19 protein-coding genes are annotated in these 18225 nt (G+C 46.2%); 13 read left to right on the top strand and 6 right to left on the bottom strand.

Annotated features, from left to right (window positions below):
* Nucleotides 1–33 precede the first annotated feature (33 nt).
* The 8 genes from gspG to KHN78_RS07020 are packed head-to-tail and all read left to right on the top strand — an operon-like array spanning nt 34 to nt 5638.
* Complete coding sequence (gene gspG / locus KHN78_RS07055) at nt 34–477, top strand: type II secretion system major pseudopilin GspG (RefSeq protein WP_211915601.1); 444 nt, start codon at nt 34–36, stop codon at nt 475–477.
* Nucleotides 478–508: 31 nt separating this feature from the next.
* A complete protein-coding gene (locus KHN78_RS07050) occupies nt 509–1114 on the top strand; it encodes a GspH/FimT family pseudopilin (RefSeq protein WP_211915600.1) in 606 nt (201 codons plus the stop codon).
* Nucleotides 1095–1490, top strand: a complete 396-nt coding sequence (gspI, locus tag KHN78_RS07045; RefSeq protein ID WP_211915599.1) for a type II secretion system minor pseudopilin GspI — start codon at nt 1095–1097, stop codon at nt 1488–1490. The genes KHN78_RS07050 and gspI overlap by 20 nt, the downstream gene beginning before the upstream one ends.
* Nucleotides 1477–2202, top strand: coding sequence for a type II secretion system minor pseudopilin GspJ (gene gspJ, locus KHN78_RS07040; RefSeq protein ID WP_211915598.1), 726 nt, complete (start codon nt 1477–1479; stop codon nt 2200–2202). The genes gspI and gspJ overlap by 14 nt, the downstream gene beginning before the upstream one ends.
* Nucleotides 2195–3205: a type II secretion system minor pseudopilin GspK gene (gspK, locus tag KHN78_RS07035; protein WP_211915597.1), complete on the top strand. Its 1011-nt coding sequence runs from the start codon at nt 2195–2197 to the stop codon at nt 3203–3205. Before gspJ ends, gspK begins: the two co-directional genes overlap by 8 nt.
* Nucleotides 3174–4376: a type II secretion system protein GspL gene (gene gspL / locus KHN78_RS07030; protein ID WP_211915596.1), complete on the top strand. Its 1203-nt coding sequence runs from the start codon at nt 3174–3176 to the stop codon at nt 4374–4376. The genes gspK and gspL overlap by 32 nt, the downstream gene beginning before the upstream one ends.
* Nucleotides 4377–4383: 7 nt before the next feature.
* Entirely contained in the window at nt 4384–4875 is a 492-nt protein-coding gene (locus KHN78_RS07025; RefSeq protein ID WP_211916521.1) for a type II secretion system protein M, read from the top strand.
* 1 nt (nt 4876) lies between these two features.
* Nucleotides 4877–5638 (top strand): type II secretion system protein N, encoded by a 762-nt coding sequence (locus KHN78_RS07020; RefSeq protein ID WP_211915595.1) that lies wholly within the window; start codon nt 4877–4879, stop codon nt 5636–5638.
* Between the two features lie 395 nt (nt 5639–6033).
* Here the strand turns inward: KHN78_RS07020 and cysQ are convergent, their stop codons facing one another.
* The 4 genes from cysQ to KHN78_RS07000 all read right to left on the bottom strand — a co-directional run bounded on the left by cysQ (nt 6034) and on the right by KHN78_RS07000 (nt 9126).
* A complete protein-coding gene (gene cysQ, locus KHN78_RS07015) occupies nt 6034–6861 on the bottom strand; it encodes a 3'(2'),5'-bisphosphate nucleotidase CysQ (protein WP_211915594.1) in 828 nt (275 codons plus the stop codon).
* Between the two features lie 62 nt (nt 6862–6923).
* Entirely contained in the window at nt 6924–7487 is a 564-nt protein-coding gene (gene nudE, locus KHN78_RS07010) for an ADP compounds hydrolase NudE (RefSeq protein ID WP_211915593.1), read from the bottom strand.
* A 168-nt stretch (nt 7488–7655) separates the two neighbouring features.
* Nucleotides 7656–8240, bottom strand: a complete 585-nt coding sequence (gene nfuA / locus KHN78_RS07005) for a Fe-S biogenesis protein NfuA (protein WP_211915592.1) — start codon at nt 8238–8240, stop codon at nt 7656–7658.
* A 97-nt stretch (nt 8241–8337) separates the two neighbouring features.
* Nucleotides 8338–9126 carry a ComF family protein gene (locus KHN78_RS07000; RefSeq protein ID WP_211915591.1) on the bottom strand — a complete coding sequence of 263 codons (789 nt, stop codon included), beginning with the start codon at nt 9124–9126 and terminating at the stop codon, nt 8338–8340.
* 84 nt (nt 9127–9210) lie between these two features.
* Here KHN78_RS07000 and bioH point away from each other — a divergent pair, with 84 nt between their 5' ends.
* Both bioH and KHN78_RS06990 read left to right on the top strand, forming a co-directional pair.
* Entirely contained in the window at nt 9211–9975 is a 765-nt protein-coding gene (bioH, locus tag KHN78_RS06995) for a pimeloyl-ACP methyl ester esterase BioH (protein WP_211915590.1), read from the top strand.
* A gap of 130 nt (nt 9976–10105) precedes the next feature.
* The gene (locus KHN78_RS06990) at nt 10106–10570 is read left to right on the top strand and encodes an ATP-dependent Lon protease (RefSeq protein ID WP_128812006.1); all 465 of its coding nucleotides are present in this window, start codon (nt 10106–10108) and stop codon (nt 10568–10570) included.
* Between the two features lie 128 nt (nt 10571–10698).
* Here the strand turns inward: KHN78_RS06990 and KHN78_RS06985 are convergent, their stop codons facing one another.
* A complete protein-coding gene (locus KHN78_RS06985; protein ID WP_211915589.1) occupies nt 10699–13017 on the bottom strand; it encodes a Tex family protein in 2319 nt (772 codons plus the stop codon).
* A gap of 209 nt (nt 13018–13226) precedes the next feature.
* Between KHN78_RS06985 and KHN78_RS06980 the strand changes: the two genes are divergently transcribed.
* Nucleotides 13227–15107, top strand: a complete 1881-nt coding sequence (locus KHN78_RS06980; protein ID WP_211915588.1) for a RimK/LysX family protein — start codon at nt 13227–13229, stop codon at nt 15105–15107.
* 139 nt (nt 15108–15246) lie between these two features.
* Here the strand turns inward: KHN78_RS06980 and greB are convergent, their stop codons facing one another.
* Nucleotides 15247–15732 (bottom strand): transcription elongation factor GreB, encoded by a 486-nt coding sequence (greB, locus tag KHN78_RS06975; RefSeq protein ID WP_211915587.1) that lies wholly within the window; start codon nt 15730–15732, stop codon nt 15247–15249.
* A 214-nt stretch (nt 15733–15946) separates the two neighbouring features.
* Between greB and ompR the strand changes: the two genes are divergently transcribed.
* A complete protein-coding gene (gene ompR, locus KHN78_RS06970) occupies nt 15947–16666 on the top strand; it encodes a two-component system response regulator OmpR (RefSeq protein ID WP_045460431.1) in 720 nt (239 codons plus the stop codon).
* Nucleotides 16667–16879: 213 nt separating this feature from the next.
* Complete coding sequence (gene envZ, locus KHN78_RS06965; RefSeq protein ID WP_128812000.1) at nt 16880–18172, top strand: two-component system sensor histidine kinase EnvZ; 1293 nt, start codon at nt 16880–16882, stop codon at nt 18170–18172.
* Nucleotides 18173–18225 lie beyond the last annotated feature (53 nt).

Here is an 18225-nt window from a genome sequence, read left to right as displayed (position 1 = left end):
GATATGGCTTGAATCTAACTTTTGGAGAAAACAATGAAATTTAAGCGTAGTAAACAGCGCGGCTTTACACTTTTAGAAGTAATGGTCGTTGTGGTTATTTTGGGTATCTTGGCAAGTTTTGTTGTGCCAAACCTATTGGGTAACAAAGAAAAAGCAGACCAACAAAAAGCGATCACAGACATTGTGGCGCTAGAAAATGCGTTGGATATGTTCAAGTTGGATAACAGCGTTTACCCAACAACAGACCAAGGTCTAGACGCGCTTGTTACAAAACCGTCTAACCCTGAGCCACGCAACTACCGTGATGGTGGTTACATCAAGCGCCTGCCAAACGACCCTTGGGGTAATGAGTACCAATACCTAAGCCCTGGCGATAATGGCACGATTGATATCTTCACTCTTGGTGCAGATGGTCAAGAGGGTGGTGAAGGTCCTGCTGCTGATATTGGCAACTGGAACATGCAAGACTTCCAATAATATTGATGACAAACCAGCACTAATGAAGCAAATGCAAAAACATCACGGTTTTACATTAATAGAAATTCTATTGGTGCTGGTTTTGTTATCCCTTACCGCGGTAGCGGTGATCACAACCTTACCGACAAGCCAGAAAGACCTTTCCAAACAGTACGCTCAAAGCTTTTTTCAACGTTTGCAGCTGTTGAATGAAGAAGCCGTATTGAGTGGCAAAGATTTTGGCGTTCGTGTTGATGAAGCGAAATCAACCTATGTGTTGTTGAGTTTGACTCAAGATGGTTGGCAGCCTCTCGAATTAAAGCAAATTCCGAGTGAAACCAAGTTAGAAGATGATATCGCTTTGCAGTTAGAGCTGGGGGGCGGAGCTTGGGATGATGATAATCGTTTGTTTGAACCGGGATCTTTGTTTGATGAAGACATGTTTGCCGAGGAAGACGACGAAAAAAACAAAAAAGTAAAACCACCACAAGTGTTTGTTTTTTCTAGTGCGGAGCTGACGCCTTTTACGCTGTCTTTCTTCCCTGAAAATGGTGATACATTGAATGATGGTTGGCGAATAATTGGTAAAGAAACTGGCGAAATTAAGTTGTTAGCGCCAGGAGAAGAAGCGGAAGACGATGACAATACGAGATTCTAACCTACACCGTATTGGTAAATCGTACCGCAAAACACGAGGTATGACGTTGCTTGAGGTGCTTGTTGCACTCGCTATTTTTGCCACCGCAGCGATCAGTGTGATTCGCTCTGTGAGTCAGCACATTAATACCATCAGTTATTTAGAAGAAAAAATGTTTGCAGCTATGGTTGTGGATAACCAAATGGCTAACGTGATGCTTGCTACCGAAAAGCTAAAAGCAAAAAACGGTACAGAAGAGCTTGCGGGCCGCACTTGGTATTGGAAAGTCACACCCGTTGCCACCGCGCAGCCATTGCTGAAAGCATTTGATGTCAGTGTCGCGACAGCAAAAAACACAAGCCCAGTGGTTACAGTGAGAAGTTATGTGGCGCAGTAAAACGAAACGCTTGATGCACTGCCACCCAACACGTTCAAAGCAAAGCGGTTTTACGCTGATAGAGGTGTTGGTCTCGATCGCCATATTTGCCAGTTTGAGTGTCGCTGCGTATCAAGTGGTGTCTCAAGTGCAGCGCAGCAATATGCTCTCACAAGAACGCACTCAACGCTTGAATGAGCTTCAAAGGGCGATGGTGATGATGGATAACGACTTTCGTCAGATGGCGATGCGCCAAATGCGCACTAACGGTGAAGAACCATCAAGCCAGCTGATTTTTTGGTCCGATTATCTGTTGGATTCGGATGCAAAAGGCGTAATGTTTTCGCGTTTGGGGTGGCATAACCCTCAACAACAATTTCCGCGAGGAGAGGTAACGAAAGTGGGTTATCGCCTCAAAGACAATGTGTTGCAACGTATATGGTGGCGCTATCCAGATACGCCAGTCGGTCAAGAGGGATTGGTGACACCACTGCTCACTCAAGTCGAAAGCTTTGATATGCGTTTTTATGATGGCAAATCTTGGCAAAAAAATTGGGCGAAGAATCGTGAGCTTCCAAAGGCCGTATCGGTGATCTTAGACCTTAAAGATTATGGCGAGATCACACGAACGTACTTAACACCGGATGGCAAGTTAAGCTCGAGCAACAGCGATGATGCTTCTAGTAACGGCTCTGCAGGAGGTAACAACGCTTCAGGAGACAGCAATGGCTAAACGTCAGCGCGGCGTCGCTTTGATCATTGTCCTTATGCTGTTAGCCATTATGGCAACCATTGCAGCAAGTATGTCCGAACGATTGTTTTTGCAGTTTCAGCGCGGTTCAAACCAGATCAACTATCAACAAGCTTATTGGTATAGCCTAGGGGTAGAAGCCTTGGCAAAAGTGGGTATCGAACAGAGCTACAAAGACAGCGATACCATTAATCTTAGCCAACCTTGGGCAATAAAAGAGCAGGTGTATCCTCTCGATTATGGTCAAGCCTCAGGTAAGATTATTGATAAGCAGGCATGCTACAACCTCAATGTGCTAGCGAGTGTGCAGCCAGCCGGTGAACAAACGACTCGACCGTATTTGGTTCAAGTGCTTCAACGTATGTTAGAAGAGGCGGATGTCGAACCTTATCAGGCTGAAGTGATCGCGGATTCTGCGTGGGAATATGTAGATAGCGACAATACCGTTCGTTCAACTACTGGGGTCGAAGATAGCACTTATGAAGCGATGAAACCCGCTTATTTGCCACCAAATGGCTTGATGGCAGATGTTAGTGAGTTGCGTGCGATTTATCAGGTGTCTGGCGATATTTATCAAAAGATTGCGCCATTAGTGTGCGCGATTCCTACCGATGATTGGCGTTTAAACGTGAATACCATCGAGGTCGAACAAGCCCCCATTTTGGTGGCGATGTTTACCCCTGGCTTGAATAATAGCGATGCTGTCCAGTTGATAGAAAAGCGACCTTTTGATGGTTGGGATAGCGTTGATGAATTTTTAGCTGAGTCAGAATTAGCTGGCTTAAGTGATGATGTAAAGAAAAATGCAAAAGGCTATTTGAGTGTCGATAGCGCTTATTTTGAATTAGATGCACAAGTGCTGGTGGATGAATCCCGAGTTCGTATCCGAAGTCTTTTGCAAAGTACGAATAGAGAAACGGTGACTGTCGTTCGCCGTCGTTTTGGAGGAATCAGTGAGCGAGTTTCTGACCGTTCGGCTGAGTAGCGAACAACAAAGTACCATTCCATGGTTGGTGTGGTCGACACAACAGCAAGAAGTGATTGCCAGCGGTGAAATCGCCGGGTGGGAACATTTGGATGAGCTGGCAGCATATGCTGAGCTGCGACAAGTGATAGCCCTGCTTGCAAGCAATGATGTTGTCCTTACGGAGTTAGATATCCCACCGGGTGCTGCTCGTCAGTTTGACAGTATGTTGCCTTATTTGGTGGAGGATGAAGTCGCACAAGATGTGGATAGTCTGCATTTCACCGTATTCGATAAGCAAGCCGATAAGGCACAAGTGTGTGCTGTCGAGCGAGCTTGGATCCAAACCATTTTGCAGCGTTTTTCCACTCAAGGCATTGTGATTAAGCGAATTTTGCCTGATGTGTTGGCTCTGCCTTGTGAAGAGGATAGCAGTACGGCGGTATTACTTGGTGATCAGTGGCTGATCCGCCATTCTCAAACGCAAGGTGCGGTGGTCGATAGCTCGTGGTTAGATTTGTATCTGTCGGCTTATCGACAGAATAAACCAGAGTGGAAACTCAATAGTTATAGCTCTTTACCAGAGACTTCTATGGCAGATGTTTGGGTCGCGAAACCTGAAGAAATGACCATGGAACTGCTGGCGAAAGGAGTGGCTGAGACGAAGACCAACATTTTGACGGGGGCATTTAAGCCAAAGTCGTCTCTGGGCAAATACGTTAAGGTATGGCAGAAAACCGCGATCGCAGCGAGTGTGTTGCTGGTTGTACTTGTGGCTCAACAACTCTTAATGGTCCATAAGTACGAAGCGCAAGCTGAGGCGTATCGTGAAGAGAGTGAACGTATTTTCCGTCAAGTATTCCCGGGCAAGAATCGTATTCCAACGGTGAGCTACTTAAAGCGTCAAATGACGGATGAAGAGCGTCGCTTATCGGGCGGAGCCAGTGAGCAAGCGATGTTGCCTTGGCTTGCCGCTTTACCATCTGCGTTAGGGCAGGTGAAAGATCTGCAAGTGACGAGTTTTAAATATGATGGTCAACGTGGTGAAGTTCGCATTCAAGCAACAAGCTCTGATTTCCAACCATTTGAGCAAGCGCGTGTGAAATTAGCAGAAAAATTTAATGTTGAACAAGGTCAACTCAACCGCAACGGCAATGTTGTGATGGGTAGCTTTGTATTAAAGCGTCTGTGAGGTGATGATGAAGAATTTAATTTCTCCGATTCAAGCATGGTGGAGCGGCATCTCACAGCGAGAACAGCGTTTAGTGTTGGGTTGTGGGGCCATTGCGGTTGTAGGCATCATTTATTGGGGTGTCTTGCAACCTATGAGTCAACGTGCCGAATTAGCACAATCGCGAATCTCAAGTGAAAAGCAGTTGTTGAATTGGGTACAAAATAAAGCGGATGATATTACCGCACTACGCAAAAGCGGTGGTGTGAGTTTTTCCAATCAGCCACTTAACCAGATTGTTTCTTCGTCTGCTCGTCGCTATAAAGTTGAGCTTATCCGAGTGCAACCGCGCAACGAGAGTGTGCAAGTATGGATCAAGCCTTTAGCATTTAACCAAATGGTAGATTGGCTGCGTTACTTAAAAGAACAACAAGGTATTGAGGTGGAATTTCTTGATATCGACCGAACAGAGCAAGCTGGCATGATTGATGTGAATCGCTTGCAATTTAAGCGAGGTTAAGGTGAAGCGAGTCGTTCTTTACGTAGTGATTTTTATCACCTTCTTCTCTGCAAGTTTGATTGCAGGTTTGCCCGTCTCTTGGGTTCTCCAACAAGCACCAAAAGTGAGAGGTTTGGAAATTCAAGGTGCTCAAGGTACGGTTTGGCAAGGCCAAGCATCGAATGTGATGTGGCAGCGCCAGAACTTAGGTGAAGTGAATTGGGACTTTCAATTATCTCGTTTGTTTACCGGTAAAGTGGAATTTGCTGTGCGTTTTGGTCGCGGTAGCGATATGGATGTACGTGGCAAAGGCTTTGTGGGTTATAGCCTAGCAGGTGGTCCCTACGCAGAAAATTTGGTGGCGTCTATGCCTGCGGAAAAAGTCGTGGAGCAAGCTCGATTGCCTGTACCTGTTGGTGTGGATGGTCAACTAGAGCTGAATATTCGTCATGCGTCTTATGCCGCACCGTGGTGTAAAACTGGTGAGGGCACATTAGTATGGAGTGCGAGTGGCATTCAAAGTCCGTTAGGCAGTCTTGACCTTGGCCCTGTGATTGCGGACCTAAATTGTAAAGACAGTGTGCTGATAGCATCGGGTGAGCAGCAAAGTAAGCAAGTATCCGCAGCGTTTTCTGCAGAGTTACAACCAAATCAGCGCTATTCAACAAAAGCCTGGTTCAAGCCAGGCGCAGAGTTTCCATCGGGGATGAGTGACCAACTAAAATGGCTAGGTAATCCGAATGCTCAAGGTCAATACGAGTTTAATTACCAAGGTCGATTTTAGCCAAATTTGGTATCCATCACATCACCAAAGAGCTGCCAGTGTGCGGCTCTTTTTGTTTTATGCGTGATATTCGTTTTATCGCCTCTTTTTTTTGCGCCCCTTTTTGATTATGGAGTCTCTCTTTCTTAAGCAAGATAGGTTTTAGATCATAGTAGGCCAAACCATCTATTCGCTGTACAAAAAGTTCAACTGAGCATTGAGCTGTTATCTAATACTATGATTTTTAATAATATAGTAGGGGAGTGTACAGCTAAATCAGCATTTAGTTCATGATAGGCTAAATGCTCCTAACGCTGTACACGTGATAAAAAGAAAGGCCACGAAATGGATTCGTAGCCTTTGTGATTTTTCAACGCTAACGTTCGTCGTTTACTTAATGTGATGGGTATTCGAGCTTAATCTTTTTCTTGCAGGATCTCATGCCAAGGTAAGTCGGCATCACCTAAAACAATAAAATTGGGGTTCTCAAGTGTCTCACGTTCGTTGTATGAAAGAGGCTCCAACTGCGTACTGAGTATGCGTCCGCCAGCCTCTTCGACAATACATTGAGTGGCAGCGGTGTCCCATTCACCTGTTGGACCTAAACGTAAATAACAGTCCACGGCACCCTCTGCAACTAGGCAGGCTTTGAGTGCTGCCGAACCGAGTGGAATCAAATCATAATTCCAAGCACTGCTCATGCGACTGGTAATGCGATTAATGTCTTGGCGTCGGCTAATGGCAATCGCAATGTTCTGTCCCGGTTGCTCATGCTTGTGCGTATAGATTTTTACACTTTCGGACATATCTGGAATTTTCCAAGCCCCTTTTCCGCTGTATGCGTAATAAGTTACACCCGAGACAGGGCCGTAGACGACCCCCATGGTTGGCTTGTTGTTATCAATCAATGCAATGATCGTGGCAAAGTCTCCGCTGCGTGCGATGAACTCTTGTGTGCCATCAAGGGGGTCGACTAACCAGTTGCGCTCCCACTTTTCACGTTGCTCTAAGCTAATGTCAGCCGCCTCTTCAGAAAGTACGGGAATGTCCGGTGTTAATTCACTTAGGCGCTCAGTAATCAACTTATGTGCAGCAATATCGGCACTAGTGACTGGGGTTTCGTCACTTTTTGTGTAGGCTTCGTACTGTTTTTTTTCGTAGATGTCTAAAATCAATTGTCCTGCGCTACGCGCAATTTCGATGACTTGCGGAAGCAGGTGAGATAAATCTTTGGTCATTGGCATAGGTCGTGGTCCTTTCTCGCCATTTTTTATCAATTTTTGAACTCTGGATTATTTAGAGATCTTTATGGGTTGCGAGTGGTGTTTTGTAAGTGTTTTAGTGCCAACATCAACGCGGTGATGCTTCTTGCTTCACAAAAGTCCAAGTGCGTTAAAAGCTCTTCTGCCTGAGCGAGAGGCCAACGTACGATTTCGAGTGGCTCAGGCTCGTCGCCTTGCATTTGTTCAGGATACAGTCCTTGTCCCAAAAATAGCGTCATTTTGCTAGAAAAGTAAGAAGGGGCGAGGATTACGCGTTTTAATGGAACTAAGTGTTGAGCACCAAAGCCAATTTCTTCTTTGAGCTCTCGATCTGCTGCTTGTTCTGGTGTTTCACCCGCGTCAATTAATCCCTTTGGAAAACCCAATTCGTAGCGTTCCGTTCCCGCCGCGTATTCGCGTACCAGTAGGAGATCGCCTTGTTCCGTCACCGGGACAACCATGACGGCATCGCGTCCACTGGGTTTCATTCGTTCATAGGTGCGAAGTTCGCCATTGGAAAAGCGAAGGTCGAGGGCTTCCACTGCAAACAGTTTTGATTTTGCAACTGTCTCGCAAGACAATATTTCTGGTGGTGTCCTTTTCGACATAACGCTGACTCCTAATGTCATTGGCAAGTGGGGGGAGAACCTAATATATGAGAAGAACGCTTGAGTTTCTAGCGTGATAATGGCTCATTATTGGTTTGAAAACAAAAATGGGAGGCATCTGCCTCCCATTTGTCGTTGATATAAGTAAAGTTCGAGTATCAGTCGAACTTAGTAGTAAGAGTGATCGCCACGATCATGCTCTGTAGCATCGCGAACCGCAGTTAGCTCGCCAACAAATTGGTTTAATAGTTCTTTCTCGATGCCTTCTTTTAGTGTCACGTCCACCATTGAACAGCCGTTACAACCGCCACCGAATGCGACGATTGCGATGCCATCTTCAGTGATTTCTACAAGGTTAACGTGGCCACCGTGACCAGCAAGTTGCGGGTTCACTTGAGTTTGGATGACATACTCAACACGCTCAACAAGAGGCGCGTCGTCCGCCACTTTACGCATTTTTGCGTTTGGCGCTTTAAGAGTCAGTTGAGTGCCCATTTTATCTGTTGCGAAGTCGATCTCTGCATCTTCTAAAAACGGTAGGCTAAGCTCATCAATGAATGCCGAAAAACCACTGAATGTGATTTCAGTATCGGTTGCTTCTACGGCTTCAGGTGGGCAGTAAGATACGCCACACTCTGCATTTTGGGTTCCTGGATTCACAACAAAAACACGGATGTTTGTGCCTTCAGGCTGTTGGCCTAAAAGGTTGGCGAAGTGTGTTTGCGCAGTTTCTGTAATAGTAATATTTGACACGACGAATACCTGAGTAATTTTGTAGGCTATTACTGCTATTCTACTCCTGTTGGCGTCTCGGTCTAGTCTTTTTGATGCTAAGACATGGCGAAGCGATCTAGAGTGAGCCAGGGGCAGGAGTTCTGCAGATGCAGTAAATATCGATGCTTTCTACACCGACTTCAAGTAGTAAATCACATAATTGTCGGACGGTACTGCCCGTTGTGACGACATCATCAACAATTGCGACATGAGAATCGCGCACTTTACCTTTTAGCGCAAATGCACCTTTCAAATTCTGCTCCCGGTTGCTTTTCTTATGCCCCCGTTGTGATGGAGCACTTTTGATGCGTTTAAACACGTTTGGTTCAAACCTTACCTCAAGGTGGTTTGCTAAGTATCTTGCAAGAGTATGGCTTTGATTGAAACCTCGCTTTAGGTACCGTTGCCAATGCAGTGGAACGCAGGTGATAACTGGCGCGGGATGCTCAATTCGTTGTGCAAGTAATTGAGTGAGTGCATTAACGTGCCAAGGTTCACCGTCGTCTTTAAATCGTTGAACTTGGGCTGAGAGTGGGAAGTCATAATCACCAAGCGTGAACAAGCGCTGCCATGGCGGGGGATCGCGCAGGCATGCCCCACAGGGTATTTTAGCTTGGTCTATTTGAGTCGTTTGGTTGATTTGATTCGCTTGTTTAGTAGAAGCAAGAACGGTGGTAACAGCCTGCTCATTTGTCATCGATAAACCGCACCGAGCGCAACGTTGTATGGGGTTAAGTTGAGCAAAACAGTGCTCGCACCAGCGTAGTGGATTGGTCGCTTGATAGGCGTTAATTGGAAATCGACATAAACCACATTGACTGCCCAACACACGGTGCATGATGTTTTGCCATTGATGAGATAACATACAATCCATTCAAGGTTAGATTGACATCAGATTAACGCTTGAGCGGAATACTAAGGCATAGAATAAGTGGGAGAGACTGAGAGCATGAGCACGAATTTACACTGGCAGTCGTTTGGCCAAGGGCCAGATTTGGTGTTGTTGCATGGTTGGGGGATGAATGGTGCTATCTGGGAACAGACAGTAACGTCACTTGAACCTTATTTTCGTGTTCACATCGTTGATTTACCCGGTTATGGTCACAGCGCGGCCTACCACGCGGAAAGTTTAGCTCAAATTGCCGATATGGTTCTGAGCAACGCTCCAGACAGAGCAGTGTGGTTGGGCTGGTCGTTAGGTGGTTTAGTTGCAACGCATATTGCCCTTAACGCTCCGGAACGTGTCAGTAAGCTAATCACTGTCGCCAGTTCGCCGAAATTTGCGGCTGAGCGTCCTTGGCGCGGTATTCAGCCGAACGTTTTGACGGCTTTTACCTCCCAATTACTGGAAGATTTCTCTGTCACGATCGAGCGCTTTATGGCACTGCAAGCCATGGGCAGTCCATCGGCGCGCAAAGACGTGAAGCAATTAAAGCAAGCTGTCTTGTCTCGACCGCAACCGAATCCAGACTCTTTGCTCGTGGGATTGAACATTCTTGCGGATGTTGATTTGCGTGATGCATTACATGGCCTTTCTATGCCGATGCTGCGTCTTTACGGCAGACTCGATGGATTAGTGCCTATCAAAGTGGCCTCTGATTTGAGTGAACAACTCCCAAACACGCAACAGTTTGTGTTCGAACAGTCCTCTCATGCGCCCTTTATGACTGAGCATGATGCGTTTTGTCTTCGGGTGCGAGAGTTTGCAGCTTAGCGTTTAAAAATTGGAGCCAATAAAAGCGCTAAAGCTGCTTAAAAATTGGTCGATACAAGTTTTAGCACACTCTTCTTGTGGGAAGCGTTTGCTGTATTGACGAGTTGGGCGACGCTCAGGAGGGTTCGCAATGATTGTGTCACCGGCCAACATTAGTGTGCCATTGATCGCACCATCCGTGAATGTGCAGACCGAGCAAGTTGCTCGTGAAAATAAAGTTCGAGAACCTATCACGCCGACGGTTGCATTGGCGAAAACCAATGCCGAGCGCAAAGTGACGAGTGATGAGAAACGACGTCGACAATCCTCTTGGGATCCATCTGATCATCCTGATTATGAAATCGATCCGGATGTCGATAGTCATTATCACGAAGAACCAGAGGATACGTTAGCGCGTTTGTTTGGTTTACTCGCGCTCAAGTCTTATAGCGAGGAGCAGGGAAAGGGCTACACGATTCGCTTTCGGTTACCTAAGCGTATTTTGGATGCAGCGATCAAAGAGGGGGTGATGGAAAAGCGCAGGAAGGTGATTAAGTTTCATTATGGTCATGCCGTCGCGCCCCATACTCCATCTGAAGTGATAGCAGTACTATGAAGCGATCCAAATAAAAACGCTCCAAGCAGGTTAAACTGATTGGAGCGTTTTTTTTACTCTGTACTCTTTTGAATCTGAGTACTAAATCTTAGCGAGGTTATTTTTTACGAGGTTGTTTTTTTACGAGATCACTTTTTCGCTTTCGCAAAAGCGGCCGCAAATGCCCCACCCATGGCGTTGTTTGATGAAGACTCATCACGACGAGGTTGTTGGCGACGTTGTTGGTCATTACGACGCGGTGTCTCCGAACGTTGACTGCGGTTGTCTTGACCAGGCTCGTCGTTCAAACGCATGGTTAACGCAATGCGCTTACGCTGAACGTCCACTTCCATGACTTTAACTTTGACGATATCACCGGCTTTTACTACTTCACGAGGATCTGAAACAAAGCGGTCAGTGAGCGCAGAAATGTGTACAAGCCCATCTTGGTGAACACCGATATCGACGAAAGCACCAAAGTTAGCCACGTTGGAGACCACGCCTTCTAGAATCATGCCGGGTTCTAAATCTGATACAGCGTTAACGCCCTCCGCAAATGTTGCGGTTTTAAACTCAGGACGAGGATCTCGGCCTGGCTTGTCGAGTTCTTTAATGATGTCCGTCACGGTCGGTAAACCAAAGTTATCATTGGTGTAGTCGATTGCGTGTAGGCTTTTTAGGAAGCTCGAATCACCGATCAACGCTTTGATGTCTTTGCTGTTTTTTTCAGAAATCGCTTTTACCACTGGGTAAGCTTCTGGGTGAACGGCTGAAGCATCAAGAGGGTTCTTGCCATCCATAATACGTAGGAAACCCGCACACTGTTCAAATGCTTTAGGGCCTAAACGAGGCACTTTTTTCAGTGTGGTACGAGCGTCGAAGCGGCCGTTTTCATCACGGAAGTCGACAATGTTTTGTGCGATGGTACTGGACAAGCCCGCAACGCGAGTGAGCAGTGCTGCAGAGGCGGTATTCACATCAACACCAACAGCGTTTACACAGTCTTCCACAATGGCATCTAGGCGTTTTGCTAGCATTGATTGGCTCACGTCATGCTGGTATTGACCCACCCCGATCGATTTTGGATCGATTTTTACAAGCTCAGCCAGCGGATCTTGTAGGCGACGTGCAATAGACACCGCGCCACGCAAAGATACGTCCATGTTCGGGAACTCTTTTGCTGCTAACTCAGAGGCTGAGTAAACCGATGCACCCGCTTCACTGACGATGATTTTCTGTACTTTCAGATTGCCACGTTTGATCACATCGGCCACGAAACTGTCGGTTTCGCGTGAAGCCGTACCGTTACCGATCGCGATCAAATCGACGTTGTACTTGCGAACAAGTTGGTCAACGACTTGCGCAGATTTGTCGTATTGTTTTTGTGGTGGGTGAGGGTAAATGGTTTCGGTCGCAAGCACTTTACCAGTAGGATCAACAATAGCGATTTTTGAACCAGTACGCAGACCCGGATCGAGGCCAAGCGTTGCACGAGGGCCTGCAGGTGCTGCCATCAGCAAGTCTTTTAGGTTGGTAGCGAAGACTTCAATCGCCTCGATTTCAGCGCGCTCTTTCATTGCGCCCATCAATTCGGTTTCCATGTGCATGGAGACTTTAATGCGCCAAGCCCAGCTGATCACTTGTTTACGCCACGTATCTGCAGGCGCGCTACTTAGGGTCACGCCGTAGTGGTCGGCGATGATGGTTTCGCAGTAAGACTGACGTACGCCATTTTCCTGTTCTGGATCGGCATTCATTGCCAATGTCAGAAAGCCCTCGTTACGACCACGTAGCATCGCCAGTGCGCGGTGCGATGGTACTTTGCTTAGCGGTTCGTTGTGGTTGAAGTAATCTTTAAACTTCTCACCGTCGTTCTCTTTGCCCTCAACCACTCGAGCAACCATTTCTGCATTACGGTTTAGGTGGTTACGGATCTTCTCAAGCAGGTTTGCGTCTTCAGCGATGCGTTCCATGATGATCGCGCGTGCGCCATCAAGCGCTGCTTTAGTATCGGCCACGCCATTATCGGCATTCAGGTATTTGCTTGCTTCGTTTTCTGGTTCCGTTTGAGGGTGATTCCACAGGATGTCAGCTAACGGTTCTAGGCCTGCTTCAATTGCAATTTGACCTTTCGTGCGACGTTTTGGTTTGTATGGTAAGTACAGGTCTTCTAAGCGAGTTTTGCTGTCTGCTTGCGTGATAGCTTGTTCTAACTCAGCGGTGAGTTTGCCCTGTTCTTGAATGGATTTTAGGATGGTTTGACGGCGGTCGTCTAACTCGCGAAGGTAAGACAGGCGGCTGTCTAGTGTACGCAATTGGGTATCATCAAGACCACCCGTTACTTCTTTACGGTAACGGGCAATAAATGGGACTGTGTTACCGTCATCGATCAGGGTTACAGCAGCATTAACTTGCTCAGGGCGAACATTCAGCTCTTGAGCAATCATGCGACAGATAGCTTGGCTCATCCGTGTCTTCTCTTTCATTTTGTTTGGGTATTGGTTATGTATAGAACATTGGGGCCATTGGTAGAATTTGCAATGTTTTAATGGCGCTTCACAAAAATTTACCGAGTGCTGGTGGACATCAGTCAGGTTTGTGTCAAAACTGTAATTAAATTCGAAACTTATGCGTTGGTTTGTCGACTAACTCCTTACCTTAGCTCATACGGAAAATCATGATGAAGAAAATGTCTTTGGCTCTGGCGCTTTCAAGTGCTTTACTAGCGACCCCCTTAGCTTGGTCTCAGTCTCTTTCTGCTACAACGCAAGCACCTATCTACCAACTTGATGACAAGCCGGTTTTAGGTCGTGTCGAAAGTGTGCACTACAGTGATATTCCGGAATTAAGTGATGTGCCTTTTATTGGGAAAATCGATACGGGCGCAGATACCACGTCAATGCACGCTGACAATATTCACGTGACCAGTTCCAACCCAGAGTACAAAGAACTAAAAGATGACAAATTGATGTGGGCGATTGTCGACGATCTAGGCGGAACCAACGCAAAGTGGACGGCGGAAAGTTTCAAGCCGTATCAAGTGACCGTGAGCTTTACTCTTCATCACCCTTACACTGGGGAAGAGGTCAAAATCACCGATGATTTAGACCGTATCAGTGCCATTCGCAGCCGTACCAGTGAAAAACCAATTTTGCGCCCAACTGTCAAAATGCCAATGACCATTGCCGGCCACACCGTTGATACCGTGGTGAATCTTACTAAGCGTACGCAATTTTCTGCCCCAGTTTTGATTGGTAAGACGTACCTCGATAACAACGCATGGGTGTTTGCAGGTTATGACTATTTGCAAGAGCAACCCAACGCCCAGATGATTGGTAAAAAAGAAACGGTGAGTATCGAGGGGCTCCCTTACAAAGTGAGCATATCGACATCTAGCCGCTATACCAACGTTCATGCACTCAATATCAAGGTCGATAAAAAGAAGCAGCAAGTTTCTTTTACCTTGGAGGGGGAAAATGGCAAGCGCCATTCAATGACGCTGCCATTGATCCGAATGCTGAAAACCAGCAAGGGTGAGCGACCATTGGTGTACCTCCCAGTAAAAGTGAGTGAAACCGAGACTCAACAATGGTTGGTTTACTTGCGAGACCGTAGCGGCTTTAGTTCGCAGATTCGCTTAGGGAAAGACGTTGCGAGTCAACACTTTGTGATTGATACCGATAGAGAAAATTTACTCGGTGGGGTCGAGAAATCTTTTAAGAATGCTTTGAAATCGAAGCCATTGGTGATTTCACCTCAAGAGTCGGTGAATATTGATGGCTACAGCCTGCCTGCGTATCCAACGTTTACGGTCAAAACCCCATTACTTCGAGTAAATGGCTTTGAGTTAACGACAAAAGACAAAAAAGAGGTGGTAACGTTCTACTTACCAACAAGTAATGGCAAAGAAGAGAAAATTACGAAGCCAGTGCTTAAGAAACTTAAGGTTGGCGATGCTGTTCGCCCTGTTGTTGAGGGCGACTTTATCTTGGGTGATAAAGAAACCTCAGTTAAGTTTGCCATTGATTTGTTGGAAAAAGACCAGCAGCAACCGTTTTTCGTATTTGGTCATAACATGGCCAAAGGGGGCGTATTGCTGAATACACGTGCGGATCATTTGTTGGATGCACAGCCGCTTTTCAAGGCGGGGCACATTGAAGTGGCTGAAGTGGAGGGGCTTTCTTTCCCAGTCAAATTGGACACTGGCGCTGATGTGAGTTCCATTAATGCACAAAACATCAAACAGTTTGAAAAAGACGGTAAAAAGATGGTGAGCTTTAACTATGAAAACGACGCTGGCATGAAAAAAGCGTTCACCAAACCTGTGGTCGATGTGATGCGTATTACCGCGAAAAAAGGCGAGAAAGCCAATGAGCGCCCGGTGGTCGAGATGCACGTAAAATTGGGTGAATTAGAGAAGAAAATTCGCGTTAATTTACAAGACCGTAGCCGTTTTCATTACAGTATGATTTTGGGTAAGAACTTTTTGAAACATGGTGCGGTCGTTGCCAGTGATACCAACTACATCGTGACTGAAAAGCCGGATTACGAAGAGTAATTACACGGCAGAGGTTCTTTCTGAACGAATACATCTTTGCTAAAACACAAAAACCGCATCTGAGAATGCGGTTTTTTCTATGGTTTATTTTTATATCTTTTTGGTGTGCATCCGCGATAAAACTATCGGCTCAGACGAATTACTGTTCTTCGGCTTGATAGCGAATGCTATTTATAAACCATTCTTTAAAGCCCTCGGGCGTTTTTACGCTGAACTCGTCATCGACTTCTTTTTTTAGTAGTGCGCGTGCCATCGGGGAATCAATCGAAATGTAACCTTTTGCATCGCCATAGATTTCATCGGGTCCAACGATGCGGAAGCTTTTCACATCGCCCGCTTCGTTTTCAATTTCTACCCAAGCGCCAAAAAAGACTTTGCCCTCTTGCTGAGGATCGAAATCCACGACTTTTACTTGTTCGAGGCGTTTTCGTAAATACCTGACTCGACGGTCAATTTCACGAAGACGTTTTTTATTATACTGATAATCCGCATTTTCACTTCGGTCGCCCAAACTTGCCGCCCAAGTGACTTTTTTGGTGACTTCAGGTCGTTCTTCTCGCCATAAAAAATCGAGCTCGGTTTTTAGGCGATTGTAGCCCTCACGGGTAATTAGATTGGTTTTCATCAGAGAGACATCAGCTATTTTGGGATTCTATTCATCATATTAGCCTTGAAGCTAGTTGACTGTAAATTCTTGTGAGTGTGAGAAATTTGATGGTCGGCGTCGAAATTATTCATCAAAAGCGTGTTTAAGATAAAAAGAGTAACAATTTGCACAAGCACGTTTGAAAAAACAGTGATACATTTTTGACAACAGATGCCTTTGAAAGGATGTTTCAATGCAGGAAAATCATAAAATATTAGTGGTCGATGACGATGCTCGTTTACGTGCGCTGTTGGAGCGTTACCTTTCTGAGCAAGGTTTTCAGGTGAGAAGTGTAGCTAACGGCGAACAGATGGACCGTCTTCTGACTCGTGAAAACTTCCACCTTATGGTTTTGGACTTAATGTTGCCGGGTGAGGATGGACTTTCGATTTGTCGACGTCTACGTCATGCGAACAACATGTTGCCAATTCTTATGCTGACAGCAAAAGGTGATGAAGTAGACCGCATTGTGGGTCTTGAGGTCGGCGCAGATGATTACCTACCAAAGCCGTTTAACCCGCGTGAGCTTTTGGCTCGAATTAAAGCGGTACTGCGCCGTCAAACGGTTGAACTGCCGGGCGCGCCAAGCACGGAAGAGAAAGTGGTTGAGTTTGGTGAATTTCGTCTGAATCTAGGCACTCGTGAGATGTTCCGCGGTGAAGAGGCAATGCCACTGACTTCAGGTGAATTTGCGGTACTTAAAGCCTTGGTTACGAATGCTCGTGAGCCAATGTCACGCGATAAGTTGATGAACATGGCTCGTGGTCGTGAGTACTCAGCAATGGAGCGTTCTATTGACGTCCAGATTTCTCGTCTACGCCGCATGTTAGAAGATGATCCAAGTAAACCACGCTATATTCAAACTGTGTGGGGCTTAGGTTACGTCTTCGTTCCAGACGGCAAAGAAGCGTAATCACGTTTACATGCCAAGTATATGCCCAAGCCACGACAATGATGAATGATGTTCGATTCTTTCGTCGCTTGGGTGTTTTACTTACTGGGCAATGTTATCGACCGGTACTCGGTTATTCACACTCCGCTCTTTCGCAGTTTACTCTTTTGACGAGAGGGACGGAAACCTCGCGATTAAGGCTCTCCATCAGGAGCGCTCTATTAGGGACTCCCCATGCGAATCCGAAGTTCATTTACACAATCCATTCTACTGTTTGTCTCTTTGCTTCTTGCTAGCCAAGTCTTTTCTTATTACGCCGTTTTTAACTATGCGCTGATGCCAAGCCTGCAACAGTTCAACAAAATACTCGCTCATGAATTAAATTTGGTGCTTGATGAAGACGGTTTATTGAAATCGGATGCGCCATTACGCCATCAATTGCTTGAAAATTTGGGTGTGACGGTTCATAGCGTTGATAGCGAAATGATGGATGAATTCAATCACGCCATGTCGATCGATTTAATGTCGGAAGAAATGAGCCAAGAGCTTGGCTCTCCGACTGAAGTACGATTGTTACTGGGCAGTGAAAGCTACATTTTATGGATGCGCATCGACGAGTTGCCAAATTCCATCATTCGAGTTCCTCTGTCTGAACTGCAAGAAGAAGATTTTGCTCCGCTATTTCGTAATAGTTTGATGATGGCGCTACTGATCATCGCGGGCGGTTGGTTATTCATTCGTTTGCAAAACCGTCCGTTAATCGAATTAGAGAAAGCGGCAAAAGGGGTTGGGCGAGGGGAAATCCCACCACCATTACCAGAAAAAGGAGCGTCAGAGATCCGTTCTGTGACTCGGGCATTTAATCAAATGTCGAAAGGTATCCAAGAACTGGAAGAAGATAGAGCACTTTTAATGGCAGGGATCAGTCACGATTTACGTACGCCATTGACTCGAATCCGTCTTGCGACAGAAATGATGTCACCAGAAGACAGCTATTTGGCGGAGGGGATCATTAGCGATACGGAAGAGTGTAACGAAATCATCAGTCAGTTTATGGATTACCTCAAACCCGTCAATAAAGAGTCGTTTGAGCAAGTGGACATCAATACGATCACTAGTGATGTCGCGACTTCGGAGGGCGGTTATGAAGTAGAAATTGAGACGGATTTGAACGCGAACATACCAACCGCGAAAGGCAGTCCGATTGCTATCAAGCGCGCTGTGAGTAACTTGGTGGTCAATGCGTTGCGTTATGGAAATGGCTGGGTAAAAGTCAGTACGGGCACAACGGCGGACAAGCAATTGGTGTGGGTGTGTGTCGAAGACAATGGTCCAGGGATCGAGCCTTCACAAATTGCGAAGTTGTTTGAACCGTTTACACGCGGTGATACGGCTCGCGGTAGTGAGGGGACAGGGTTAGGGCTGGCTATTGTAAAGCGTATTGTCAGCCAACATTCTGGCTCGGTGATCATCCGAAATCGCAGTGAAGGCGGCCTGATCGCACAAATTAGTTTCCCTACAAAATAAATATTGGAAACCGCGAGCATCGAGAGAAAAAAAGCCCAACCGAAATAGTGGTT

Source organism: Vibrio sp. B1REV9 (genome assembly GCF_905175395.2).
Taxonomy (GTDB): Bacteria; Pseudomonadota; Gammaproteobacteria; order Enterobacterales; family Vibrionaceae; genus Vibrio; species Vibrio alfacsensis.
The sequence above is the reverse complement of the archived record's forward strand: the minus strand, read 5'-3'. Positions and strand labels throughout refer to the sequence as shown.